This window comes from Nocardiopsis sp. NPDC101807, assembly GCF_044766605.1.
GTDB classification, from domain to species: Bacteria; Actinomycetota; Actinomycetes; order Streptosporangiales; family Streptosporangiaceae; genus Nocardiopsis; species Nocardiopsis tropica.
This window is the reverse complement of the sequence record NZ_JBIWMK010000011.1, coordinates 29846-54192: the sequence shown is the minus strand read 5'-3', so window position 1 is coordinate 54192 and position 24347 is coordinate 29846. Positions and strand designations below refer to the sequence as shown.

Sequence of the window (24347 nt, the reverse complement as noted above, 5' to 3'; positions counted from 1 at the left end):
CACATCCTGCACAACTCGGGGACAAGAGACGCGGACCCCCGCCTTCGGGCGGGGGTCCGCGCCGTACTGTGGACCGGGGGGTGTGTGCTGTGACCGGATCTGCTGCGGTACCGGGGACGAGCGGCGCGGTGGCCTGGGGGACGCCGGCCGCCCGGTGGATGCTGACCGCCACCGTGCTCGGCTCGGGAATGGCCTTCCTCGACTCGACGGTGGTGACGGTGGCGCTGCCCGCCGTCCAAGAGGACCTCGACACGGGGCTGTCCGGGCTGCAGTGGATCGTCAACGGCTACATGGTGACGCTCTCCGCGCTCATCCTGCTCAGCGGCTCCCTGTCGGACCGGTTCGGCAGGGTCCGCCTGTTCATGGCCGGCGTGGCCGTGTTCGCCCTGGCGTCGGCGCTGTGCACGTTCGCGCCCACCCTGGAGTGGCTGATCGCCGGACGCGTGGTGCAGGGCGTGGGAGGCGCCCTGCTCACCCCGGGGAGCCTGGCCATCCTCCAGGCGGGCTTTCGCGAGCAGGACCGTGCTCGGGCGATCGGGGCGTGGTCCGGGCTGACCGGGGTGGCCTCCGCGGTGGGGCCGTTCGTGGGCGGCTGGCTGGTGCAGATCGGCGACTGGCGCCTCATCTTCCTCATCAACCTGCCGCTCGCCGCGGCGGTGCTGGCGATCGCCTGGTTCAAGGTGCCGGAGTCGCGCGACACCCGGGCCCCCCGGAAGCTGGACTACCCGGGCGCGCTGCTGGGGGTCGTGGCCCTGGGCGGGATCACCTACGCGCTGATCCAGTGGGGCGCGGTCGGCGGCACCCCGGCCGTGTGGACCGGCGTGGTGGTCGGCGTGCTGTCCCTGGGCGCTTTCCTCGCGGTGGAGGCGCGCACCGCGAACCCCATGCTGCCCCTGGGGATCTTCTCCTCCACCTCGTTCAGCGTGACGAACGCGGCGACGGTGCTGATCTACGGATCGCTGGGCCCCCTCCTGTTCCTGCTGGTCATCCACCTCCAGGAGGTGGGCGGGTACTCGCCGGTCGCGGCGGGGGCCGCGTCGCTGCCGATCACGCTCCTGATGCTCGCCCTCTCCGCGCGGTCGGGCAAGCTCGCCGCCCGGATCGGCCCGCGGCCCCAGCTGGTGGCGGGCCCGCTGCTGCTGACCGCGGGGTTCGTGCTGCTGTCCCGGCTGGGCCAGGACGCGCCCTACCTGACGGGGGTGCTCCCCGGGATCCTCCTGGTGGCGCTGGGGCTCTCGACGACGGTGGCGCCGCTGACGGCGACGGTGCTCGCGTCGGCGTCCGAGCGGCACGCGGGGCTGGCGTCGGGGGTGAACAACACGTTCGCGCGCGCCGCCCAGCTCATCGGTGTGGCCGCCGTCCCGGTCCTGGCGGGGATCGGCGGTTCCGGGAGCCAGGGGTCCGGGTCCGGCGCCGCGTCGGCCGAGATCGCCCAGGGGTTCGGCCCGGCGATGCTGATACTCGCGGGCCTGTGCGTCCTGGCCTCCCTGTGCGCGCTGGCGCTGCCGCGCGGGCGGATGCCCGAGGCCGCGGAGGCGGCCGAACGCGGTGCGATGGCCGAAGAGGCCAGTGCGGTGGCCCCGCGCGCCGACGACCAGCCGCTGCGGTTCTGCGGTGTGGCGGGGCCGCCGCTGCGCTCGTGCCCGGGTTCGACGGCCGGGGAGATCTCGGACGGCCGGGGGCCGGGCGCGCCGTCCTCCTGAGGGGCGCGGTGCGCGGGACCCGGGCCCCGACGCGGGACGCGCCGACCTTCCGGGGGACACGGGTCCGGGGACCGGCCGCGGCGGCGCCCGCGGCCCGGAGGGGATCGCCGTGGGCGGGGCCCCCGACCACCCGGCCGCAGCAGAGCGCGGCCCCGGCGGCCGGAGGGGCCGCCGGGGCCGCGAGGGGTGCGGCGGCGGGGACGCCGGTTCCCGTCGGCGGCCGTGCCCGGCCCCCGCCGCGGGTCCCGGATCAGGCGTCCGGCGCCCCGGTGTCCTTGGGGTCCTCCGCGTCGGGCACGTAACCGGCCGGGTCCGCGGTGCGGTCGCGCTCGTCCGCGCCGTGCGCGTCGGCCCGGTGGGCGTCGGCCTCACCGGGGTGGGGGCTCCTCACCGCCGCGCCCTCGCCGATGTCGGGGGAGTATCCGTCGTCGATCTCGTTGACGGCCTCCTCCTCGGCGCTCCGGGTCTCCCCGCCCCAGCTCTGCCGCGGGTACACGTCGTTGCGCTCGTCCCGGACCGCCTCGCTGATCCCCCGCTCGCCCCGGCTGTCGTCGTCCTCGAAGTCGTACTCCTGGATGTCGTAATCCGGTTCGATACGCCGTTCGAGCTCGGCGGCCTCGCTCTCCTCGGGGTCGTCACCCATGTCGGTGTCCACGTCATAGGGCTCTTCGGTCACTGTGTTCTCCCCCTTCCCACGTTTCCACCGATGCTCTCAGACGAGCGGGCGTATGTGAAGAAAGGCGGGCCGGGGCCGGGGCGTGTTCCGTGGATGCCGTCCGTCGCGAGCGGCGTATCCGGTGCGTTCGTCGCAAGGCCGGAGAAGGGGTCGGGGTGGGGCCCTGTCGACGGAGGAGAACGCCGCGAGGGGCGTGCCGGGGCGACGAGCAGCGAGGCGGGTGTCCGCGGAAGGCGCCCTAGCGCCGCCGGGACCTCTCGGCCCTCCGCAGGCGCAGCGGGCGCAGGGCCGCCTCCAGGGCGACGGCGCCGTCGAGCTTGCTCTCGCCGGCGACGCGGTCCTCGAAGTGGATGGGGATCTCCATCATCTTCTGGCCCCTGCGGTGGGCCCGGTAGTGCATCTCCACCTGGAAGGCGTAGCCGGTGCTCTCGATGCTGGACAGGTCGAGGACGCGCAGCGCCGAGGCACGCCAGATCTTGAACCCGGCGGTGACGTCGCGCACGGGGATGGACAGCACGGTCTTGACGTAGGCGTTGGCCCAGCCGCTGAGGAGGCGCCGCCGCACCCCCCACTGCTCGGACAGGCTCCCGCCCGGCACGTAGCGGCTGCCGATGACCACCCCGGCGTTGGTGGAGTGCAGGGTGCCCAGGAGCTGCGGGACGTAGCCCACCGGGTGGCTGAGGTCGGCGTCCATCTGCACGACGTAGTCGGCGCCCTCCTCCAGGGCGCGGTTCATGCCCTCCACGTAGGCGCGGCCGAGGCCGTCCTTGGCGGTGCGGTGCAGGACGCCGACCCGTCCGGGGAACTCGACGGCGAGCTTGTCCGCGACCTCGCCGGTGCCGTCCGGGGAGTTGTCGTCCACGACCACGACCCTGAGGCGGGGCAGGTCCAGGCTCATGAGCTGCCCGACCAGCACGGGGAGGTTGGCCGCCTCGTCGTAGGTGGGGACGACGACCGTCAGGCGCGAGTCCGCCCATGGCTCGGGGAGGGCCACCGGCTCGGGGGTGACGCGCACCGGTTCGGACGGGACGTGCGGCGGCGTCGGCTGTGAGGGCATGCGCGGCGGCTCCTGCGTGTGGGCGGCGGTCGGTCGGGAGGGCGGACTGGGGTGGGCCCAGGATCACGCACCGGGCGCCGATCGCGCAATGGGCGTGAACGGTAGGGTACGCGGTCCTTCCGACCGGTCGCGGCGGGGCGGCCTCACTCGCCCCGTTCGTCGGCGACCACGGCGACGTGGACGAGTGCTCCCAGCTCCTCCAGGGTCATCAGCACCTCGGGGTCGGCGCTGCTGTCGGTGACGAGGTGGGCGATCTCCTCCGGGGCGACGGTGGGCACCATGGTGTCGGCGCCGATCTTGGTGTGGTCGGCCAGGACGATGGTCTCGTCCGCGCAGGCCGCCAGCGCGCGGTCCACACTGGCCACCGCGGGGTTGGGGGTGCTCAGCCCCCGGTCCGCGCTGACCCCGTTGCCGGAGAGGAAGGCCCGGTTGACGCGGAGCCCGGACAGGCTCACCTCCGCCGAAGCCCCGACCAGCGCCCGTATCGGCCCGTGCAGGGTGCCGCCGGTCACCACCACCTCGACCCGCGCGGCCTCGGCGAGGACGTCGGCGACGCGCAGGGAGTTGGTGACCACGGTCAGGTCGTGGCGGGTGAGGAGCTCCTTGGCGAAGGCCTCCGCGGTGCTGCCGGGGCCGATGCTGACGGCGTCGCCGGGGCGGACCAGCCGCGCGGCGGCGACCGCGATCGCGGCCTTCTCCGCGGCGCACTGGCCGCTCTTGCCGGAGTAGCTCTGCTCGTGGCCGATCCGGCCGGGCAGGGCGACCCCGCCGCGCCGGCGGTCCACGACCCCCTCGGCCTCCAGCGCGCGCACGTCGCGGCGGATGGTGACCTCCGAGGCGCGGACCTTGGCGGCGATGTCGCGCAGGGACATGGTGCCGTTGGCGCGCACGAGTTCGAGAATGCGCTCCCGTCGCTCGGCGGCGAACGCCGGACGGCTTTCCTCGGCCATGTGGACCCACCTTCACCCGTGCCATCGCACGGGCGTGGTCCCGCGCCGCTCTAGAGTACGGACCGGTCCCGGGCCACGGGTTGCTCCGCCTCGGGCTTCTCGGTCAGGAGGGTGACGACGACGACCGCCGTCAGCGCGACCAGGCCGATGAGCGCACCTGCTCCGAACAACACGAAGACGGACATTCGGGCCTCCCCAGGGGACGGGCTGACCTGCCATTAACCGAATTCCCGGTTTGGGTTGACCTCACACCCCCCAACGCGGGGAAAGTCGGGTGACAATGAGGAGCATGAAGTTCGACCCCGCGCCCCCGGCCCACGAGGTCTGGTGGGCCCACACCTCCACCGCCGACGACCGCCTGCTGCGCCTGCTGGACGAGGAGGAACGGGCGCGCAACGCCCGCTTCCGCCACCAGGCCGACCGCGACCGGCACCTGCTGGGCCGTTCGATGGCCCGCCTGGTCCTGGCGGACCGGGCCGGCTGCCCGCCCGAGAAGGTCGCCTTCGACCTGCGCTGCCGTTCGTGCGAGGAGAAGGAGCGCACCGGCGCGGGTCCCGGGGACGCCGCTCCGCACGGCAAGCCGCACCCCTCCGGGCCCGCCCAGGGGTGGGAGGTCTCCGTCAGCCACTCGGGCGAGTGGGTCGTCCTCGCCGTCTCCGAGGGCGTGCCCGTGGGGGTCGACGTCGAGCGGGTCTCCGAGGCCCGCGACCTGGCGGGGCTGGCGGGCTACACGCTGGCCGCGCCCGAGCACGCGGCCTGGGAGCGCCTGGCGCCCGAGGACCGGGTCGGCGCCTTCTTCCGGTACTGGGCGCGCAAGGAGGCCCTCCTCAAGGCGACCGGGCTGGGCCTGTCGGGCGGTCTGCGCAGGGTCCTGGTGAGCCCTCCCCACGACGACGCGGCGCTGCTCTCCTGGGAGGGCGGCGGCGGCCCGGAGTGCGCCGCCCTGACCGACCTGGAGTGCGCCGAGGGGTACCGATCGGCCCTGGCCGCGCTGGCCCCGGGCCCTCTGGAGCCCGTGGTGCGCACCGCCGGGGACACGGCGGGGCTGCTCCGCTCCTAGGCCGTGGTCCGCGGGTCGTCCCGCGCTCGCGCCCGCCGGGCCGCCTCCGCCGCGCCGACCGCGCTCGGGCGGGGGCCCGGGGCCCGCCTCCGCCGCCGTCCCGCGCGGGAGGGCCCACGGCCGCTCGCGGTGGTCGGCGCGGGCGCCGGGCCGGCCGGGAGCTCGCACGGGCCGCGCCCCGGACCGTGGCCGGGTTCGGTGCCGGGGCCGGGGCCCCTCGCCCCGGTGCGGCGGCGCCGGCGCCGAACCCGCCGTCCGGTCAGCTCCCCTCCCTGGCCAGGTGGCGGCTGATCACGAGGCGCTGGACCTGGTTGGTGCCCTCCACGATCTGGAGCACCTTGGCCTCGCGCATGTAGCGCTCGACGGGGAAGTCGCGGGTGTAGCCGTAGCCCCCGAAGACCTGGACCGCGTCGGTGGTGACCCGCATCGCGGTATCGGTGGCCATCAGCTTGGCCATGGCCGCCTGCCGGCCGAAGGGCCGCCCGGCGTCGCGCAGCGCGGCCGCGGACAGGTACAGGGCCCGGGAGGCGGCGATCTGCGTGGCCATGTCCGCGAGCATGAAACCGATGCCCTGGAAGTCGCCGATCGCGCTGCCGAACTGGCGGCGCTCCCGGGAGTAGGCCACGGCGGCGTCGAGGGCGGCCTGGGCGACGCCCACGGCGCAGGCGGCGATGCCCAGGCGGCCGGAGTCGAGCGCGGACAGGGCGATGCCGAACCCCTGGCCCTCCTCGCCGACCAGTGAGTCGGCCCCGATCACGACGTCGTCGAGGAGGACCCCGGCCGTCGGGGAGGAGCACATGCCCATCTTGCGTTCGGGCGGCGCCGAGCCCAGCCCCGGGGTCCCGTCCGGGACGTGGAAGCAGCTGATCCCCCGAGCCCCGGAGTCCGGCGCGCCGGTGCGGGCGAAGAGGGAGTAGTAGTCGGCCTCGCCGCCGTGGGTGATCCACGCCTTGGCGCCGTTGAGCCGGTACCCGTCCTCCGCCGGCTCGGCACGTGTGGTCATGGCGGCGGCGTCGGACCCGGACGCGGTCTCGGAGAGGCAGTAGGCGCCGAGGAGGTCGCCGCCGAGCATGGCGGGGAGGAGGGCGGCCTTCTGCTCCTGGCTGCCGAAGGCCGCGAGCGGGTAGCAGGACAGGGTGTGGACGCTGACGCCCAGCCCCACCGCGAGCCAGCCGCGGGCCAGTTCCTCCACCACCTGGAGGTAGACCCCGTAGGGCTGGTCTCCGCCGCCGTACTCGCCGGGGTAGGGGAGCCCGAGCAGGCCCGCCCCGCCCAGGACCCGGAAAACCTCGCGGGGGAAGACCCCCTCCTCCTCGTCCCGGGAGGCACGTGGGGCGAGCTCCTTGTCGACGATCTCCCCGGTCAGCTCGAGGAGCTGTTCCGCCTCGGGTGTGTACAGCGTGCGTTCGACCGCCATGAGCCTCTCCCACGGTTCCGCGCCGGCCCCATCCAACAACTGGATGTAGTAGGACGTCCAACTATATGGTGACGAGCGGCACCCTATCCCAAGGCGCGAACACGCACGAGGACCGGGGCGTCCGCCTCTCGACAAAGGGGAATCGGACCCCCGATCCCCTGGACGGCCCGACGCGCAGCGGCCTCCGCGACAGCACGTCTGTACACGGGCACCCTCCCCGTCCTAGATTCCACGCATGGACCTCGAACTCCGCCACCTGCGCACCATCTGCCTCCTGGCCGACACCGGCAGCGTGACCAAGGCGGCCGCGGCGCTCTCCACGTCCCAGCCCGCCCTCACGACGCAGCTCCAGCGGATCGAGCGGGAGGTCGGCGGACCGCTCTTCCACCGCGGGCGCTCCGGGGTCCGCCCGACCGAGCTCGGGGAGTTCGTCCTGGTCCGCGCGCGCTCGGTCCTGCTCTCCATGGACGACCTGCTGCACGACATCACCGCCCGCGGGGCCTCCCCCACCACCCTCCGCGTGGGCGGCGTCGGGCCGCTGACCATCGAGCTGTCGGCGCGGCTCCCGGAGGTCTTCCCGAACGTCCCCGTGCACGTGCGCACCGAGTACTCCCCCAAACTGGTCACCGACCTGGTCCGCGCCGGGCGCCTGGACCTGGGGACCACCATCGACTACGTGGACCGCGACCTGTCCACGGACGGCCCGCTGGCCTGGGCGATGCTCTCGGTGGAACCGCTGCACGTGGCCCTGTGGGCGGACCACCCGCGCGCGCACCAGACACTGATCCGGCTGGACGACCTGGCCGCGTCCCCGTGGGCGCTGACCCCTCCGGACGGCACCGGGTGGCCCGAGTGCTTCTACCTGGCCTGCCAGCGCGCCGGCTTCACCCCCGAGGTGCCCTACCGGCTCTACGACCGGTCGGAGATCCGCGACCTCATCGCCGACCGCCGGGCGGTCGCCCCCTGCCAGTCCGACTTCGACACCGGCGAGGGCGTGGTGATACGTCCGCTGGAGGGCGCACCCATACAACTGCGGCACCTCCTGGTCTGGCGGCGCGACAGCGCGGTGCACCAGGCCTCCGACGCCGTCGCGCGGCTGGCGCGCGAGATCCTGCGGGGCGCTCCCCGACCCGCGGGCTCGGTCAGCTCGGTCGAGGCCGTCGCCGCCGCGGCCGGAAGCGGCGCCGCCCCCGGCGACGGCGTCCCCCGGGCCGCGGCCGGCCCCTCCCGCGGACGGACCTCCGACCGGCCCGAGGGCTGACCCCGGCCCCGGCGGGGCACGCGGGGGCGGCCGGTGGAGGCGGCCCTCCGGCCGAGGTGGGCGCCGCGCCCTTCGGGGGCGGCCCCTCACGGCCCGGCGCCGACGGCCTCACGGCCCGGCGTCCCGGGCGGGGCAGGAGGGCACGGGCCCCGGCCCCGCGCGAGGGCCCCGCGACCGCGTCCGCCCGGAGAAGGGGCCGGGAAGGACGCCCCGGACCGGCACGGCAGCGCGTTCCCGTGCCCGTCCGGCGAGGGCACCGCCGTGAACCCCCTCCCCGCGCCCGCCGAGCGGTGATCCGCGCCACGGACCGTGCGCGCCCGCCCCCTCCGGAGCCGCGCCGGAACCCGGCCCCGGCCGCGATCCCCTACGGACCCGCGCCCGGCCCCGGCCCCCGCGTCCGCGTGCGCGCACCCCCGATCGGTTGCAGTGGCGTGCGACATGCGTATGGTGTTTACTCGCAAGTAACGTACCCGCCAGTAGGGTTCCCCCCGTTTCCTCTCCCCCACCCGCCCACTACTCCCCCAGGGGCCATCCACCCAGTCTGATCAGGCGCGACCTAGTCCAGGACACCATTCATGCGACCACTGAGCACCATCGCCTCGGCACTCGCCGTCGCGGTTCTCGTCTCCTCCTGCTCCGGCGGACGGACCGCGGAGGAGGAAGCCGCGGCCGTCGAGGCCGACACCCGGGGGGTCAGTGACGATGCCGTCGTCATCGGCACGCACCAGCCCCTCACCGGACCGGCCTCCCCCGGGTTCCGCCACGTGTCCACGGGCGCCCGCGCGGTGTTCGACTACATCAACGACAACGGCGGCATCCACGGGCGCCGGATCGAGTACCAGGTCCAGGACGACGCGTTCGACCCCGCTCAGACGATGGAGGCCACCGAGACCCTCATCGAGGACCAGGAGATCTTCGCGATGCTCGGCGGTCTGGGGACGCCGACCCACGAGGCGGTGATCGACGACCTCAACGAGGAGGGGGTCCCCGACCTCTTCGTCTCGTCCGGCGCCCTCGCCTGGGACCAGCCGGAGGTCTACCCCTACAGCTACGGGTTCCAGGTCGACTACTCCAAGGAGGCCAAGGTCCAGGGCAGCTTCATCGCGGAGAACTTCCCCGGTGACGACGTGGGCCTGCTGTACCAGAACGACGACGTCGGCCCCTCCTCCCACGCCGGGATCGAGCAGTACCTCACCGAGGAGATCGTGGCCTGGGAGTCCTACGACCCCGGCGTCCCCGAACTCGCCGGGCAGGTCGCCGAGCTGAAGGCGTCCGGCGCCGACCTCGCCGTCTGCTACTGCATCCCCGCGTTCCTGGGCATGGCCATCCTGGAGGCCGCCTCGATCGGGTACACCCCGCAGTGGGTCGCCCCCAGCTTCGGCGGGGACGTGGAGATCGTCACCGGGCTCATCGAGGAGTACGCGGAGGGCACCGCCGCCGAGGACGTCCCGCCCGAGTCCTTCACGGACGGGCTCATCATCACCGCGTTCCTGCCGATGGCGGCCCAGCGCGAGGACCCGTGGACCGAGTTCTACCTGGAGATCCACGAGGAGTACAACGAGGGCACGCCGTTCACCGACACGACCGTGTACGGCATGGTGCAGGCGACGCTGTTCGCCCAGCTGCTGATGGAGGTCGGGCCCGACCTGACCCGGCAGAACCTGGTCGACACCCTGCACGCCAACGAGTGGACCGGCCCGGGCCTGGTCCCGTTCGTGGCCACCGAGGACGACCACAGCGGGTACTCCGGCGTCATGGTGGTACGGAACAGGGCCGGGGAGGAACCCGAGGTCCTCCAGGAGCCGATGGTCACCGACAGCGACGGCGGTGAGATCCTCCCCTTCGAGCTGGAACGCCCCGCCCCCGACGAAGTGGCCCTCTTCGACGGCGCCGCCGGCGGATAGGGCGGGGGGGGGGGGGGGGGGCCCCCCGGCCCCCCCCCCCCCCCCCCCGCGCCCCCCCGCCCCCCCCCGGCCCCCCCCCCCCCCCCCCCCCCCCCCCCCCCGCGGCCCCCCCCCCCCCCCGACGAGGGGGCCCGCTCCGCCGGCGCGGCCGGCGGTTTGGGGGGGGTGCGGGGGGCGGCCCCCGGCCCGCCCCCGTCACCCCCGGGTCCGCGCCGCGGACCGTGCGCGCAGCCACCACGCCGCGCCGATCACCACCGTGAGCAGCACCCCGGCCACGGCCACCGGCACGCCCAGGTCGGCTCCCCCGCTCCCGAGGAGCACCAGCGCCGCCGTCGCGGGGACCGCGCCCGCGAACGTGCCCGCCGCGAAGGGCCACACGCCCGCCCGGGTCAGCCCGAGACCGTAGTTGACCGCCTGGTAGGGCACCACCGGCAGCAGCCGCAGCTGGAGCACCGCCACGAAGGCGTGACCGCCCACCAGGGCGTCCAGCCGGGCGCGAAGGCCCGGAGGCAGCCGCCGCGCCACCGCGTCGCCCGCCACGTGCCGCGCCACCGCGAACTGGGCCAGGGCCGCGCACACACCGCCCGCCAGGGCCAGCGCGAGTCCGAGGGAGAACCCGAACACCAGGCCCGCCAGGGCGTTCAGAGCCGGCCGGGGCACCAGCGCGAAGACGGCGACGACGTAGAGGACCAGGTAGACCGCGGGGCCGGCCGCGCCCGCCCCCTCCACCCGGCCGCGCAGGACGTCCGCCCCCGGCACGTGGAGCAGGGCGAGGACCACCGCCGCCGCCCAGGCCGCGAGCAGCAGGAACCGCGACGCCCGCGCCCCGCGCCCGCCTCCGCCACCCGTCCCCTCGCCCATGCCGGAAGCCTATTCCGCACCGCGTCAGCGGCGCTCCAGTCGCGGGAACACCACCTGTTTCAGGATGATCGTGAGCGCCGCCACCGTGGGGATCGCCAGGAGCGCGCCGACGAGCCCCATCAGCGTCCCGCCGACCAGCGCCGCGGTGATGTTCGCGGTCGGCGCCACGTCCACCGCGTGGCGCATCACCCGCGGTGAGATCACGTAGCTCTCGATCTGTTGGTAGACCAGGAAGAACACCAGCGTGACCAGCCCCAGCAGCGGGCTCCCGAGGGCCACCGCCGCGGAGGCGGCCAGCGCGCCGATGGTGGTGCCCACCAACGGGATGAGCGCGGTCACCGCCACCACGAGCGCCAGGGTGAGGGCGTAGGCCGAGCCGATCGCCCACAGGAAGAAGAACGCCACCACCCCGCCGAAGGCCGCCACCACCAGCTGGCCCGCGATGAACGCGCCGATGCGCCGGACGATCTCGTCGCCGATCCGGCGCACCCCGTCGCGGTTGGAGCGGGGCACGAACCGGTAGGACACGTCCAGGATCCCGGGCAGCGACGCCATGAAGAACAGCGTCAGGACGAACACCGTGAACGTGGCGAACAGGGTGTTGAACACGACCTGTCCGACGCCGACCAGCCCTCCGAAGAGCTGCTGCCCGAAATCGGGGGCCGTGACCAGGCCCTCGACCCGTTCCAGGACGTCGTAGCGCTGCTCCAGGTCCGCGAAGAACGGCGTGCGCTGGAGGCCGTCCACCGTGTCCGGGAGGTTCGCGGCGAAGCTCGCCACCTGCTCGGTGATCGGGGGCACGATCGCCCAGACGAACACGGCGGCGAAGAGCACCATCGCCAGGCACACGGTGAGGATGGCCCCCCAGCGCGGCATGCGCGCGCGGTCGCGCAGCCCCTCGATCACGGGGTTGAGCCCGACCGCGAGGAACAGCGCGACGAGGATGTACACCAGGACCGCGCGGACCCCGATCAGCGCCTCGACGAGGAGCCAGGCGGTGAGGACGCCCAGGGCGCCGACGAACCCGAGGAGGAAGGAGTTGGGGCGCCCCGGCCCGTCCCCGTCCGCGGGCAGTGCGGTCAGTCCGCTTCCGGGTGGCATGTCCCTGTCCCGACTACTCGGCCGTGTCGGGGATGCGGAGGGTGAAGACCGCACCGCCCAGCAGGTCGCTGTCCCCGGCCACGAGGCTGCCTCCGTGGGACTGGACGATCTCCCGCGAGATGGGGAGCCCGAGCCCGCTCCCGCCCGGGTCGCGCTCGCGCGACTCCTTGAGCCGCGCGAACCGCTCGAAGATCCGTTCGCGGTCCATGGAGGGGATCCCCGTCCCGTCGTCGTGGACCTCCACCACGGCCGCGTCGCCGTCCCGCTCGACGACGATGTCGATCCTGGAGCTCGCGTGGCGCTCGGCGTTGGCCACGAGGTTGGTGAGGACGCGGACCAGGCGGAGCCGGTTGACGGTCGCCCGGACGGGCCCGGAGGAGTGCACCCGCAGCGCGGGGTGTCGCCGCTCGTCGACGAACTCCTCCCTGATGAGCGCCGCCAGGTCCACCTCCTCCCGTTCGCGGGCCACGTCCTTGTCCAGGCGGGCGAGTTCGAGCAGGTCGGAGACGATGTTCTCCAGCCTCTCGGTGTCCGAGAGCAGACCGGTGAGCAGCAGTTCGCGCGAGCGGGCGTCGGGGTCGGGGTCGGAGAGCTCGACCTCCAGCTTGGCGCGCATCCCGGCGATGGGGTTGCGCAGCTCGTGCGAGGCGTCGGAGACGAACCGCCTCTGCCGGGTGACCGCCTCGTCGAGCCGTGCCAGGCTCGCGTTGGCCGTACGGGCCAGGTGGGCGATCTCGTCGTGCGTCCCGGGGACGGGGAGCCTGCGGTTCAGGTCGGTGACGGAGAGCTTGTCGAGCTGGGCGCTGATCCTCTCCACGGGCCGCAGCGCACGCCCGACCCAGAACCAGATGACGGTCGCGGTGATCACGAGGAAGGCCACGGAGGTCCCCACCAGGACCGCCTCGATCAGGGACGTGCCCAGGATGCTGGGCGACCTCGCCGCCGCCAGGACCAGTACCTCGCCGTAGACGGAGTCGGAGAGGCCGTACCCGACCACGAGCAGGCAGTCCCTGGGCTCGGGGCCCGCGATGTCGCCGCAGACGGTGGTCTGGAGGCGGAAGTCCCCCGCCTCCGGACGCTTGTCCGTCACCGGGGGCTTGCCCTCCATCGCGTCGGTGGCGGCGACCACCTCGCCCGTCTCCCAGTCGACGACCTGCACGCGCAGGACCGTCTCACCGTCGGGGATGGCACCCTGGTAGCGCTCGGTGGCGATCCGCTCGGAGACCTGGCGGGCCTCGTCGTCCGCCTGGTCCCTGGCCTGGGTCAGCGAGATCTCCCGTATGAGGAAGCTGCTGAGGGAGAGCGACAGGCCGGTGATCAGGATCAGGGTGACCACGGCCCCGGTGGTGACCCTGGCACGGATCGACCGGGGGCGCAGTCGGCCCCACCCTCCCCGGTTTCCGTCGCTCCGCTCTGACACCCGCCCATTGTCACCCAGCGCGACCACAATCCGGCGAATGGTGAACGGTGTGGCGAAGAGTGAGCAGGAGCGGGGTCACCATCCGACTCAGGGAGGAACCGGACACCCCTCGGGGGCTACTCGTAGGGGTCCGGCGGGTCGGTGACCTCCTGGAGCTCCAGGACCGTCAACTCGTGCTGGCTCACCTCGGAGAGCTCGCCCTCGGGCTCCACCCAGGTACCGCGCACCGTCCACCAGGTGTCCGCCTCCGGCGCGGGCTCGTTGGAGATGTACACCTTGTTCACGACGGCGTCGGCGGCGCAGCAGGCCATCTGGAGTCGGGCGAGGTACCACCCGTCGCCGTCCTTCTCCGGGACCGCGAACCCGGTGAGCTCGACCTCCTGGCCGACCAGCAGGCGGTCCTCGTCGATCCAGGCCCGCATCACGAACTGGCGGATGTCCATGGAGACGACCTCGCCCGGAGCGGCCTCCTCGACCCCGTCGTCGAAGGCGCCCGAGCGCCGGTCCTCCGGGGGCGGTCCGGAGGAGCCGGAGGTGGCCTCCACCGTGTAGGAGCCCAGCGCGGGCGGGGCGACGACGAACACGGCGAGCACCGGCAACAGGAGCAGCCACGCGACGCCGGGCGCCCGGGAGTGGTCGTGCCCCTGGTGGCCGCGTCGGCGCCCGTACGCCTCCTCGTAGTCCCTCTCCACGGCGGACGCGCTCTCCTGCGCCGACACCGTGTTCCCGGCGGCGACGGCCTCGGCGTCCGCTCCGTGCACGTGCTCCTCCTCCGCCTCGTCCTCGCCGCGCAGCTCGGCGGCGATGACGAGCACGCCGAGCAGGACCATGGCCACGCCTGCGGCGATGAGGAAGGGGCCGAAGCCCGCCTTGACCCAGTTGAGGTAGAGGTCGGTCGGGATCGTGCTGGTCAGCGCGGCCGCGCCGAGCAGGACCAGGGTGAGCCCCTGGGCGATGCGGTTCACAGGATCAGTCCTCCGATCAGGAACGTGCTGAGCAGGCCGACCAGCAGGCACAGCGGGGCGAAGCGGGCCACGAAGCGCCAGCCGAACACACCCGCCTGCATCGCGAGGAGCTTGAGGTCGACGATCGGCCCGATCACCATGAACGCGAGTTTGGCCGTGGGGGAGAAGTCGGTGAGGCTGACGGCGACGAACGCGTCGGCCTCGGAGCAGATGGACAGCAGGATGGCGAGGAGGGCGAGCACGAGGACCGAGACCACCGGCATGCCGGCGACCGCCAGCAGCCACTCGCGGGGCACCATGATGTTGAGGGTGGCGGCGGCGAGGCCCCCGACCACCAGGTAGCCGCCCGCGTGCATCATGTCGTGCAGCATCGACTCGCGGAAGACCTGCCACCGCGAGGCCCCGGGTGCGTGGTTGTGCGTGGGCAGGCGCAGCCAGTCGGCGCGGCCGAAGCGCACCCAGATCCATCCGATGACCACGGCCGCCAGCAGGGAGGCCGTGAACCGGGCGAGGATCATCTCGGGCTGCCCGGCGAAGGCCACCGCCGTGGCGATCATGACGACCGGGTTGATGGAGGGCGCCGCCAGCAGGAAGGTGAGCGCGGCGGCCGGGGCGACCCCGCCCTTGATGAGGCTTCCGGCGATGGGCACCGAGGCGCACTCGCAGCCGGGCAGCAGGGCCCCGGAGGCCCCCGCGACCGGCACGGCGCGGCTGGGCTTGGACGGGATGAACCGCTGGTAGGCCGAGGGCGGCACGAACGCGGTGAGCGCGGCGGACAGCGCCACCCCGAACACCAGGAAGGGCAGTGCCTGGAAGCTGATCGCGGTGAAGATGGTGGCCCACGCGAGGAAGGCCTGGCTGGTCAGCTCGTCGGAGATCCAGGCGTGCCCCAGCGCCATCGCGGTGATGAACAGGGCGAACAGCCAGACCGTCCCGGTCCTGCGGCGGCCCCGCGCGCGTCCCCAGTCCTCCGGGGGGAGCTCCTCGCCGCGGTCCGCCCACCCCCCGGCGAGGGAGTCGCCGAGCGAACTGCTCGGGGGCGGGCCGGGGTCGGTGGCCGGTGTGGTCCGGTCGGGCACGTCGGTCTCCGTGGTGGTCGTGCGGGATCTTCACGCATAGTACCGAAAATCGTTTTCGCCCGGGACGACCCGGCGTTTCCTGTGGACAACGGCCCCCCGGTGGCGGGAACGGGTCAGCCCGGCGGCCCGTCCCGTTCCGCGGGAAGGGGTCGCGACGGGTGCCCGCGGAGAGCGGGAGGCCGGGAGGCGGGGACACGCGCGGAACGCCCGAGGACCCGTGCGGCGGGTGCCCGAGGCCGGCGAACGGTCGGGCGGCGGCCCGGGAGGACGCGGCTAGCGCCCCTCGGAGCCCTCCCCGCGGCCGTCGTCGGAGGGGCCCTCCTCCTCACCGGGGTCCGCGTGGGCTCCGCCCGCCCCGCCGTCCCGCGTGTCCGCGTCCCGCTCCGCCAGCGCCGAGGCAGGGTCGCCGGGGGCCTCCCCCTCCCCGCGCTGGACGTCGTCGGGCAGGGAGCCCGACGCGGGCCCCCAGCACTCCACGTTCCGCAGGTCGGGCATCTTGGACAGCGTGAACTGCGGGTCGAGCCCGTTGCGCAGCTGGCGGCTGTAGTCGCCCAGCAGCCGGAAGGCGACGGCCGACAGCGGCGCCAGGGCCACGAGGTTGACGGTCGCCATGACGCCCATGGAGATGTCGGCGAGGTTCCACACCAGCGTCAGCGGCGCGACGGATCCGATGAACACCGCGGCCAGCACCGCGTAGCGGAAGTAGGTCATGTGCTGCGGGTCGGCGTCCAGGAACCGCAGGTTGGACTCGCCGTAGTAGTAGTTGCCCAGCACGGACGTGAAGGCCAGCAGGAACAGGATCACCGTGAGGGCGTGCACGGACCAGTTCCCCAGGGAGGACTGGAGCGCCCGCTGGGTGACCTCGGCCCCGGTCACGGTGGCGAAGTCGGGGTTGTACACGAGGACGATGAACGCGGTCACCGAGCACACCAGCCAGGTGTCGAAGTACACGCCGAGGGTCTGCACGAGCCCCTGCTTGGCGGGGTGGGAGACCGACGCGGTGGCTCCGGCGTTGGGAGCGGACCCCAGGCCCGCCTCGTTGGAGAACATGCCCCGCCGCATGCCCTGCACGAGCGCGGCGCCCACGCCGCCGGCCGCGAACTCGCGCAGCCCGAACGCGGAGGCGAAGATGTCGGCGACGACCCGGGGCAGCTCGCCGATGTTGAGGACCACCACGGCCAGGCCGAGGAGGATGTAGAGGATCGCCATGAGGGGGACGAGCGCCTGGGCGACCGTCGCGACGCGCCGCACCCCGCCGAAGACGACGGCGGCGGTCAGCCCGACCAGCGCCAGCCCGACCAGGACGCTCAGGAACCAGCCCGTGGGCGCGCCCAGCTCCTGCATGGAGGTGGAGATGGCGCCCGTGATGCTGTTGGCCTGCACGGAGTTGAAGACGAGGCTGAAGGTGACGGTGATGAGGACCGCGAAGAGGACGCCCATCCACCTCTGGCCCAGCCCGTGCAGCATGTAGTACGCGGGTCCGCCCCGGAACCCCGTGCTGGTGCGCACCTTGTACAGCTGGGCCAGCGTCGACTCCACGAACGCCGCGGCCCCCAGCACGCAGGCCATGGCCCACATCCAGAAGACCGCCCCCGGTCCGCCGAGCATGATCGCGGTGGCCACGCCGACGATGTTCCCGGTCCCCACCCGGGAGGCGGCGGAGATCGCGAAGGCCTGGAAGGAGGAGATCTCCCTGCCGCCGTCGGGCGCGGTCCCCGGGCTGCTCCGCAGCACCCGGAACATCTCGGGGAGCAGGCGCAGCTGCACGAAACCCGACCGCACCGTGAAGTAGACGGCGAGAACGACCAGGAGCGGGATGAGGAGGTAGCTCCAGAAGAAGTCGTTGACGGTGACGAGAAGGACGTTGAGGACGTTCACGCATTCCCCTTCAGGCGGCGTGGTGGTCCCGAGTGCGACATCGGGGCTGTCCCGCAACTGTCCACGCCCCCCGCGGTACCGGGCGATTCGGACACGCGAAGGGGCGGTAAAGGACCGTAATGGGTCACCGTCCCCCGGCGGACCCGCCGCCGGGCCCGCCCCGTGTCCGTCCGGGCGCGGCGGCCCTCCCCCGGCCGCGGCGCCCCGGGGCCCGGGCCCGCGCGGGGCGCCGCTGTCCGAGAGAGGTGGGCAACCCCGGAAAAGGCCCGGGCCCGGCAGGAGATCCTGCCGGGCCCGGGTCCGTTCACACCCTAGTGCTGCGGGGCGGAGTCGTAGCGGTCGGTGCGGGGACGGTCGCCCCGGTAGCCGCCGCCACCGCCGCGGTAGCCGCCGCCACCGCCGCTGCGGTCACCGCGGTAGCCGCCGCGGTTGTCGCCGCCGCGGTAGCCGCCACCGCCGCGGTTGTCACCGCGGTAGCCGCCCTCGGAGCGCGGGGCGTACTCGCGGCGCTCGCCGCCGCGGTAGCCGCCGCCCTCGCCGCGGGGGCGCTCGCCCTCACGGAAACCGCCGCCCTCGCCGCGGTCGGTGCGGGGACGGTCGCCCCGGTAGCCGCCGCCACCGCCGCTGCCGCCGCGGTAGCCGCCGCCACCGCCGCTGCGGTCACCGCGGTAGCCGCCCCGGTAGCCGCCGCCACCGCCGTAGCCTCCACGGCGGGGGCCGCCGCGGCCACGACGCTCGCGCACGGGCTCCGGCGGCTCGATCCACGGCTCCCAGGAGGGCTCCTTGGCCCCGGTCACCTCGGTGAGCAGCTCGTCGCCCGGGTTGACCAGGTGCTGCTTGGCGTCGACGCCGGCGTCGCTGAGCAGGCGGCGGGCCATGCGGCGCTGGTTGGGCGCGACCAGGGAGACGACCAGGCCGGAGGCTCCGGCGCGGGCCGTGCGGCCTCCGCGGTGCAGGTAGTCCTTGTGCCCGGTGGGCAGGTCGATGTTGACGACCATGTCGATGCCGTCGACGTGGATGCCGCGGGCGGCGACGTCGGTGGCGACCAGCGCCTGGATCTTGCCCTCGCGGAACTTGGCGAGGGTGCGGGTGCGCACGCTCTGCGTCTTGCCGCCGTGCAGGGACGCGCAGGGCACGCCCGCCGCCGCCAGCTGCTCGCTGATGGCGTCGGCGCGGTACTTGCTGCGCACGAACAGGATCGTGCGGCCGTCGCGCGCGGCGATCTGGGTGATGATCTTGTTCTTGTCACGGGGCAGCACCTTGAGCAGGTGGTGCTCCATGGCGGTGACCTGGGAGACCGGCGGGTCCACGGAGTGGGTCTGCGGGTCGTTCATGTACTTGCGGACCAGCTTGTCGACGTCGCCGTCGAGCGTGGCCGAGAACAGCAGCGTCTGGCCGTCGGGGCGCACCTGGTCGAGGAGCTCGCTGACCTGCGGCATGAAGCCCATGTCGCACATCTGGTCGGCCTCGTCCAGCACCGAGACCTCGACGTCGCCCAGGTCGCAGGCGCCCTGGTCGATGAGGTCGGTGAGGCGGCCCGGGGTGGCGACGAGGACCTCGACGCCGCGGCGCAGTTCGTTGATCTGGCGGGTGTAGGAGCTGCCGCCGACGACGTCGCCGACGCGCACGCCCACGACGCGGGAGTAACCGCGAAGGGCGTCGCGCACCTGGTGGGCGAGTTCGCGGGTGGGCACCAGGATCAGGGCCCGGGGACGGTTGGCGGCGGCGCGGCGCTCCGCGGCGCGCATCAGGACCGGCAGGCCGAAGGCCAGGGTCTTGCCCGATCCGGTACGACCGCAGCCGAGGACGTCGCGGCCCTCGATGGCGTCGGGAATGGTGGCGGCCTGGATCGGGAACGGGTTGGTCACACCGTTCTTGGCCAGCTCGTCGACGATGTCCTGGGGCAGACCCAGGGAGTCGAAAGCGGGCATTACGGCAGTGTCCGTCGTCAAGTGACGTGTACCTTCCTCATCGTTTGGCGGCGTTTCGAGGAAGGCTCCACACGGTCACAGCGGACCCAGCGAAGAAATCACACAAACGCGCCTGATCACACGCGGAAGCGGACCCCTTCGATTCTCGGGGCTCCTGTGCTCGGTGCATCCCACTGAGTGGGCACGAACAACTCTTCTGGCAAGAGTGGCGCCGACGGGGTCGACACGCTCTCCGCGTCTTGTGCGGCCTCGGCGCGCTCGGATGCGCGCGGCATTACTGGACGACCGCTTGCAGAAGCGTACTAGACATCGTCCGGAAACGGGGACGGGATGGGGGTTTTTCACCGGTGATACGGGTCTCCCCCATCCCTCCGGGGGCGGCACGGCGCCGGCGCGGGGCGGCGCCGTGCCCGGCGGGTCAGCGGTTGTCGGCCGCCATCGACCCGGCGAGGGCGGTCAGGCGGGCGACCTGCGCGCGGCGTTCGGCCTCGGCCTGTTCCTCGAGCGTGTTGCCCGCGGCCTGCTGGAGGAGGGCCTTGGTGGCGGCGGCCGCCTCGGCGTTCGTGGCGAGCAGCGCGGCGACGACGTCGTCCACGGCGCCGGGGAGTTCGTCGGCGGGCACGACCAGCTCGGCCAGTCCGAGCTCGCGGGCCTCCTGTGCGCCGACGCGGCGGGCGGTCAGGCAGATCTCGACGGCGCGGTGGACGCCGACGATGTCCACGAGCGGCTTGGTCCCGGTGAGGTCGGGGACGAGGCCGAGCGCGGGCTCCTTCATGCAGAACTTGGCGTCGTCGGCGAGGATGCGCAGGTCGCAGGAGAGCGCCAGCTGGAAGCCCGCGCCGATGGCGTGGCCCCGGACCGCGGCGACGGTGACCAGGTCGGGGCGGCGCAGCCAGAGGAAGCCCTCCTGGAGGCCGGCGATGTACTCCTCGACGTCGGCCTCGGTGGAGGAGCCGTCGAGGATACCGCCGACCATGGAGCGCTCGCCGTCCACGCCCTCGGGGGTGAACATGCCGAGGTCGATCCCGGCCGAGAAGATGTCGCCCTCGCCGGCGATCACCACGATTCGGACATCGGCCGGGAGGGTCTGGCCGATGTGGGCCAACGTGGTCCAGGTGCGTCCGGTCATCGCGTTGCGCCGCTCGGGGCGGCTGATGGTGATGCGGGCGACCGGCCCCTCCACGGCCAGTCCGAGCCCGGCCCGGGTCAGCTCCGCTTCCGCGGGCGGCCGCCCGGGCCCGTTCGACGCCTGTGCCATGGGTTCCTCCGTCGTGCTCGGTGTCACCCTCGATATTACCCATCGGTAACCACCGGTCGCGCGGGCGGGGCCTCAGGCCTTGCGGGTCGCCCCGCCACGGCCGCGCAGCTCGGCTCCGGCCTCGCTGAGCAGCCGGTGGACGAAACCGTAGGAACGCCCGGTGGCGGCCGCCAGCATGCGGATGCTCTCCCCCGAGTCGTAGCGCCGCCTGAGCTGGGCCGCGAGCTCGGAGCGGTCCGTTCCCGCCACGCGGGTGCCCTTCCTCAGCGCATCGTCCACAGTCCACTCCTCCGGGTCGTCCGGTCAACGCTTCTGGAATCCCTGCCATGATCCGGCATCGCGCTCACGCCCCGCCACATTCACCGTGCGCCGCGCCGGGCGCCCCCTCCCATGGCCGGGTTTCGGAGCGCCGCAAACGTCGTCCGAAAAGGACGGAGGTGAACCTCCCAGCACGCTGGGCGTCCACCTCCGTCACCGGGGCCCGCACGGCCCCCGGCTCACGCCAGCGAGATCAGGTCCTCGAAATCGGCGTTCCACACGTCCTCGACGCCGTCGGGCAGCAGGATGACGCGCTCGGGCTGGAGGGCGTCGACCGCGCCCTCGTCGTGTGTCACCAGCACGATCGCGCCCTTGTAGTTGCGCAGGGCCGCCAGGATCTCCTCGCGGCTGGCCGGGTCCAGGTTGTTGGTGGGCTCGTCGAGCAGCAGCACGTTGGCGCTGGAGACGACCAGGGTGGCCAGGGCCAGCCTGGTCTTCTCACCTCCGGAGAGCACGCCCGCCGGCTTGTCGACGTCGTCACCGGTGAACAGGAACGAGCCCAGCGTGCGGCGCGCCTCCACCTCCGGGAGCTCCGGGGCCGCGCTCATCATGTTCTCCAGCACGCTGCGGCCCACGTCCAGGGTCTCGTGCTCCTGGGCGTAGTAGCCGAGCTTGAGCCCGTGCCCCGGGACCACGGACCCCCGGTCGGGCTCCTCGACGCCGCCGAGCAGCCGCAGCAGCGTGGTCTTGCCGGCGCCGTTGAGCCCCAGGATCACCACGCGGCTGCCCCGGTCGATCGCCAGGTCCACGCCGGTGAAGATCTCCAGCGAGCCGTAGGACTTGGACAGCCCCTCCGCCATCAGCGGCGTGCGGCCGCTGGGAGCCGGGTCGGGGAAGCGCAGCTTGGCGACCTTGTCGGACTTGCGGACGCCCTGCACGCCGTCGAGGAGCCGGTCGGCCCGGTTGAGCATCTGCTGCGCGGCGCGCGCCTTGGACGCCTTGGCCCGGAACCTGTCCGCCTGCTTGCGCAGGGTGTCGGCCTGCTTCTCCGCGTTGGCCAGCTCGCGCCTGCGCCGCCGCTCGTCGGCCTCGCGCTGCTCCAGGTACAGCTTCCAGCCCATGTTGTAGATGTCGATGACGCTGCGGTTGGCGTCGAGGTAGAACACCTTGTTCACCACGTGCTCGACCAGGTCCACGTCGTGGCTGATCACGATGAGCCCGCCCTGGTGCGACTTGAGGAAGTCGCGCAGCCAGACGATGGAGTCGGCGTCCAGGTGGTTGGTGGGCTCGTCCAGCAGCAGCGTGTCGGCGCCGCTGAACAGGATGCGCGCCAGCTCGATACGGCGGCGCTGACCGCCGGAGAGGGTGTGCAGCGGCTGGGAGAGCACCTTGTCGGGCAGGCCCAGGCTGGAGGCGATGGCGGCGGCCTCGGACTCGGCGGCGTACCCGCCCAGCACGTGGAGGCGCTCCTCCCACCGGGAGTAGGCGCGCACGCCCTTGTTCCGGGTCTTGGTGTCGGTGCTCGCCATCTTCTTCTCGGCCTCGCGCATACCGCGCAGGGCCTCGTCGATCCCGCGCGCGGACAGCACGCGGTCGCGGGCGATGACGTCGGGGTCGTCGGTGCGGGGGTCCTGCGGCAGGTAGCCGATGGTGCCGGAGGAGGTGACCGTGCCGCCGGTGGGCAGGCCCTCGCCCGCCAGCACCTTGGTCATGGTCGTCTTGCCCGCACCGTTGCGGCCGACCAGTCCGATCCGGTCCCCGGCGGCGACGCGGAAGGTGGTCGGCTCCAACAGGAGTCGAGGACCGACACGCAGTTCGAGGTCGGTGGCGATCAGCATGGTGGGGCTTCCTACGAGGTGGTGGGACGGTTCGGTACGGCCGGACGCGCACCCGCGGTGCACGGGAGCGGCGGCTCCTCCGCGTGGGTGGGGGGTGGTGGCCTTCGGGCCGACCGACCCAGCCTAACGGCACGGGCGGGGGGTGCGGCGATCCGTTTTCCGGGAAGCCCCCGGACACGGCCGCGCCCCCGCCACCCGGTCAACGGGTGCGGGGGCGCGCCGCATTCCCCGCGGCCCGGCGGCGCCGGTCACCCCTGCGCGCGCCCCGCCGCTCCTCCGGTGCCCTGCTCCCCCTCGGGGGCGGGGTGCGCGCCCTCCGGCTCCTTGTCCTTGGGGACCTTGGCCACGACGACCGCCGCCGCGACGGGCGGCTCCCCGTCGGGGCCCTCCGAGGACTCCTCGTCGGGGTCCCCGGGCTTGCCCGGCGGGCGGTTGCGCAGCAGGGCCGCCAGGACGGCGGCCACCGGCGTGGCCAGGAACATGCCGGGAATGCCCCCGACCACGGCGCCGACGGAGATCGCGATCAGCACGACGGGCGAGGGCAGGTCGAGCGAGGCCCCGTAGATGCGCGGCGCGAAGACGTTGCTCTCCAGCTGCTGCACGAGGACCACGGCGCCGACGACGAAGAGCGCGACGATCCAGCCCTCGGTGACGAACGCGACCAGTGCGGCGAGCAGGCCGGTCAGGAAGGCGCCGATGATCGGCAGGAAGGCGCCGACGAAGGTCAGCACGATCAGCGGGATGGCCAGGTTGATGTCGATCAGGAAGACCAGGGCGATGCCGATGCCGACGGCGTCGAAGAAGCCGACCGCGGCCACACCGCGCACGTACCGTCCCATGACGCCGTAGGCGACGTCCCCCGCGTGGCGCAGGCCCGGACGGGACCGCGGCGGGAACAGGGTGAGGAACCAGTCCATGAGCTGGTCGCCCGAGTGCACGAAGTACACGGTCAGGGCGATGATCAGGACGATGCCGACGAGAACCGAGATCACGGCCGCGCCCGCGGTCCAGGCGCCGCTGAGCAGCTGGTCCTGGTTCTCGCTGATCATGGCCTGGATCTGCACCCAGGCGTCGTCGATCATGTCGGTGAACAGCGCCGGGTCGAGCCCGAAGGGCACCTGGATGTCCTGGAGCTCGCTGACCGCGCTGGTGACGCTGTCGACCAGGGGGCCGAACCCCTGCACGGCGGGCGTGACGATCATCGAGATGACACCGCCGAAGACGATGAGCCCGACGAGGATCGAGATCGTCGTCGACGAGCCCCGGCCCAGGCCCTTGCGGCGCAGCAGGTTGGCGAGCGGCATGAGCAGCGCGGTGATGAACACCGCGAGGATCATCGGCAGGGTGACGACCGACAGGTAGACGAGCCCGTAGAGGAGCAGTCCGGCCACGACGCCGATGAGGAGGAAGCGCCAGGCGACGTCGCTGACCGACTTCAGGATGTCCCCCGCGCCCACGTCGTCCTGTTCGGCCGGTCCCTGGTCCGGGGACTGGGGTTCGGGCTCGGAGTGCTCCTTCTGAGCCTCCAACTGGGCGAGGCGCTCGGCTCGCGCCCTGCGGGCGGTGAGCCATTTGTTCAGGAGCGCCCACACTCCCGGCCGTTGGGCTTGCACATGGACTCCATTCTCGGGGTGCTGCGTGGTGCCCGCACGGGAGGCGACGGACACGCGGGGGTGGTACCGGGGGGATGCGCGGACGAGGGTCCTGGTTCTCCCGTGTCCGTCGGGAAC

Annotated in this window: 20 protein-coding genes; 4 read left to right on the top strand and 16 right to left on the bottom strand. The window is 73.4% G+C overall.

Annotated elements, in window-relative coordinates; translation table 11 throughout:
• Window positions 1–158 precede the first annotated feature (158 nt).
• Window positions 159–1703: an MFS transporter gene (locus ACIRPH_RS28160; protein ID WP_402919959.1), complete on the top strand. Its 1545-nt coding sequence runs from the start codon at window positions 159–161 to the stop codon at window positions 1701–1703.
• 250 nt (window positions 1704–1953) lie between these two features.
• On the opposite strand, the gene ACIRPH_RS28155 is transcribed toward ACIRPH_RS28160, so the two are convergent.
• The 4 genes from ACIRPH_RS28155 to ACIRPH_RS28140 form a co-directional block, all read right to left on the bottom strand.
• A complete protein-coding gene (locus ACIRPH_RS28155; protein ID WP_402919650.1) occupies window positions 1954–2379 on the bottom strand; it encodes a hypothetical protein in 426 nt (141 codons plus the stop codon).
• Between the two features lie 238 nt (window positions 2380–2617).
• Window positions 2618–3436: a polyprenol monophosphomannose synthase gene (locus ACIRPH_RS28150; RefSeq protein ID WP_402919648.1), complete on the bottom strand. Its 819-nt coding sequence runs from the start codon at window positions 3434–3436 to the stop codon at window positions 2618–2620.
• A gap of 143 nt (window positions 3437–3579) precedes the next feature.
• Window positions 3580–4386, bottom strand: a complete 807-nt coding sequence (locus ACIRPH_RS28145) for a DeoR/GlpR family DNA-binding transcription regulator (protein ID WP_402919646.1) — start codon at window positions 4384–4386, stop codon at window positions 3580–3582.
• A gap of 50 nt (window positions 4387–4436) precedes the next feature.
• A complete protein-coding gene (locus ACIRPH_RS28140; protein WP_402919644.1) occupies window positions 4437–4571 on the bottom strand; it encodes a hypothetical protein in 135 nt (44 codons plus the stop codon).
• Window positions 4572–4666: 95 nt separating this feature from the next.
• Between ACIRPH_RS28140 and ACIRPH_RS28135 the strand changes: the two genes are divergently transcribed.
• Entirely contained in the window at window positions 4667–5446 is a 780-nt protein-coding gene (locus ACIRPH_RS28135; RefSeq protein ID WP_402919642.1) for a 4'-phosphopantetheinyl transferase family protein, read from the top strand.
• A gap of 259 nt (window positions 5447–5705) precedes the next feature.
• On the opposite strand, the gene ACIRPH_RS28130 is transcribed toward ACIRPH_RS28135, so the two are convergent.
• Window positions 5706–6863 carry an acyl-CoA dehydrogenase family protein gene (locus tag ACIRPH_RS28130; RefSeq protein ID WP_402919640.1) on the bottom strand — a complete coding sequence of 386 codons (1158 nt, stop codon included), beginning with the start codon at window positions 6861–6863 and terminating at the stop codon, window positions 5706–5708.
• Window positions 6864–7098: 235 nt separating this feature from the next.
• On the opposite strand from ACIRPH_RS28130, the gene ACIRPH_RS28125 reads away from it, so the two are divergent.
• Window positions 7099–8124 (top strand): LysR family transcriptional regulator, encoded by a 1026-nt coding sequence (locus ACIRPH_RS28125; protein ID WP_402919638.1) that lies wholly within the window; start codon window positions 7099–7101, stop codon window positions 8122–8124.
• 575 nt (window positions 8125–8699) lie between these two features.
• On the top strand, window positions 8700–10028 hold the full coding sequence (locus ACIRPH_RS28120; protein ID WP_402919636.1) for an ABC transporter substrate-binding protein: 1329 nt from the start codon (window positions 8700–8702) through the stop codon (window positions 10026–10028).
• Between the two features lie 195 nt (window positions 10029–10223).
• Here the strand turns inward: ACIRPH_RS28120 and ACIRPH_RS28115 are convergent, their stop codons facing one another.
• The 11 genes from ACIRPH_RS28115 to ACIRPH_RS28065 form a co-directional block, all read right to left on the bottom strand.
• Window positions 10224–10889, bottom strand: a complete 666-nt coding sequence (locus tag ACIRPH_RS28115; protein WP_402919634.1) for a TVP38/TMEM64 family protein — start codon at window positions 10887–10889, stop codon at window positions 10224–10226.
• A gap of 24 nt (window positions 10890–10913) precedes the next feature.
• Entirely contained in the window at window positions 10914–11990 is a 1077-nt protein-coding gene (locus tag ACIRPH_RS28110) for an AI-2E family transporter (protein WP_402919632.1), read from the bottom strand.
• Between the two features lie 13 nt (window positions 11991–12003).
• Window positions 12004–13410 (bottom strand): sensor histidine kinase, encoded by a 1407-nt coding sequence (locus ACIRPH_RS28105; RefSeq protein ID WP_402919630.1) that lies wholly within the window; start codon window positions 13408–13410, stop codon window positions 12004–12006.
• A 116-nt stretch (window positions 13411–13526) separates the two neighbouring features.
• Complete coding sequence (locus ACIRPH_RS28100) at window positions 13527–14375, bottom strand: TIGR03943 family putative permease subunit (RefSeq protein ID WP_402919628.1); 849 nt, start codon at window positions 14373–14375, stop codon at window positions 13527–13529.
• Window positions 14372–15454, bottom strand: a complete 1083-nt coding sequence (locus ACIRPH_RS28095) for a permease (protein WP_402919626.1) — start codon at window positions 15452–15454, stop codon at window positions 14372–14374. The genes ACIRPH_RS28100 and ACIRPH_RS28095 overlap by 4 nt, the downstream gene beginning before the upstream one ends.
• Before the next feature lie 273 nt (window positions 15455–15727).
• Window positions 15728–17332, bottom strand: coding sequence for an amino acid carrier protein (locus tag ACIRPH_RS28090; RefSeq protein ID WP_402919624.1), 1605 nt, complete (start codon window positions 17330–17332; stop codon window positions 15728–15730).
• Window positions 17333–17643: 311 nt separating this feature from the next.
• Window positions 17644–19263, bottom strand: coding sequence for a DEAD/DEAH box helicase (locus tag ACIRPH_RS28085; protein WP_402919623.1), 1620 nt, complete (start codon window positions 19261–19263; stop codon window positions 17644–17646).
• A 418-nt stretch (window positions 19264–19681) separates the two neighbouring features.
• On the bottom strand, window positions 19682–20521 hold the full coding sequence (locus ACIRPH_RS28080; protein ID WP_402919622.1) for an enoyl-CoA hydratase/isomerase family protein: 840 nt from the start codon (window positions 20519–20521) through the stop codon (window positions 19682–19684).
• A 72-nt stretch (window positions 20522–20593) separates the two neighbouring features.
• A complete protein-coding gene (locus ACIRPH_RS28075; RefSeq protein ID WP_402919621.1) occupies window positions 20594–20800 on the bottom strand; it encodes a helix-turn-helix domain-containing protein in 207 nt (68 codons plus the stop codon).
• A 218-nt stretch (window positions 20801–21018) separates the two neighbouring features.
• The gene (locus tag ACIRPH_RS28070; protein WP_402919620.1) at window positions 21019–22617 is read right to left on the bottom strand and encodes an ABC-F family ATP-binding cassette domain-containing protein; all 1599 of its coding nucleotides are present in this window, start codon (window positions 22615–22617) and stop codon (window positions 21019–21021) included.
• Window positions 22618–22865: 248 nt separating this feature from the next.
• On the bottom strand, window positions 22866–24209 hold the full coding sequence (locus ACIRPH_RS28065; protein WP_402919957.1) for an AI-2E family transporter: 1344 nt from the start codon (window positions 24207–24209) through the stop codon (window positions 22866–22868).
• Window positions 24210–24347: the final 138 nt, after the last annotated feature.